This is a genomic window from Massilia sp. CT11-108 (assembly GCF_047302915.1).
Taxonomy (GTDB): domain Bacteria; phylum Pseudomonadota; class Gammaproteobacteria; order Burkholderiales; family Burkholderiaceae_D; genus Telluria; species Telluria orientalis.
On the sequence record NZ_JBKYMO010001204.1, the window covers coordinates 1 to 516 of the forward strand.

Sequence of the window (516 nt, forward strand, 5' to 3'; positions counted from 1 at the left end):
GTCGCAGTCCCGCCGACGACACGGCCACGCAAGTCCGCGCGCTGGGCCGCCGCTTCCTCGACGTGCACGCCGACCTGTCGTCCACGGCACCCGTGCGCGATGTCGTCGATGCCGCGGTCGCCCTTAACGGCCGGCTCGACATCGTCGTCAACAATGCCGGCATCATCCGCCGCGCCGACAGCCTCGACGTCGAGGAGGCAGACTGGGACGCCGTCATCGACACCAACCTGAAATCCGTCTTCTTCGTGTCTCAGGCCGCGGCGCGCCACATGGCGAAAAACGGCGGCGGCAAGATCGTCAACATCGCGTCGCTGCTGTCGTTCCAGGGCGGCATCCGCGTGCCGGCCTACACGGCGAGCAAGAGCGCCGTCGCGGGCCTCACGCGCGCGCTGGCCAACGAATGGGCCGCGCAAGGCATCAACGTCAACGCCATCGCGCCCGGCTACTTCGACACGAACAACACGGCGGCCCTGCGCGCGGACCCGGTGCGCGAGCCGGCCATCCTCGCGCGCATCC

Annotated in this window: 1 protein-coding gene; it reads left to right on the forward strand. The window is 69.8% G+C overall.

The features are described 5' to 3' along the window. A partial coding sequence (locus ACEN88_RS33990) for an SDR family NAD(P)-dependent oxidoreductase (RefSeq protein ID WP_413346775.1) occupies positions 1-516 on the forward strand: 516 nt, incomplete at both ends.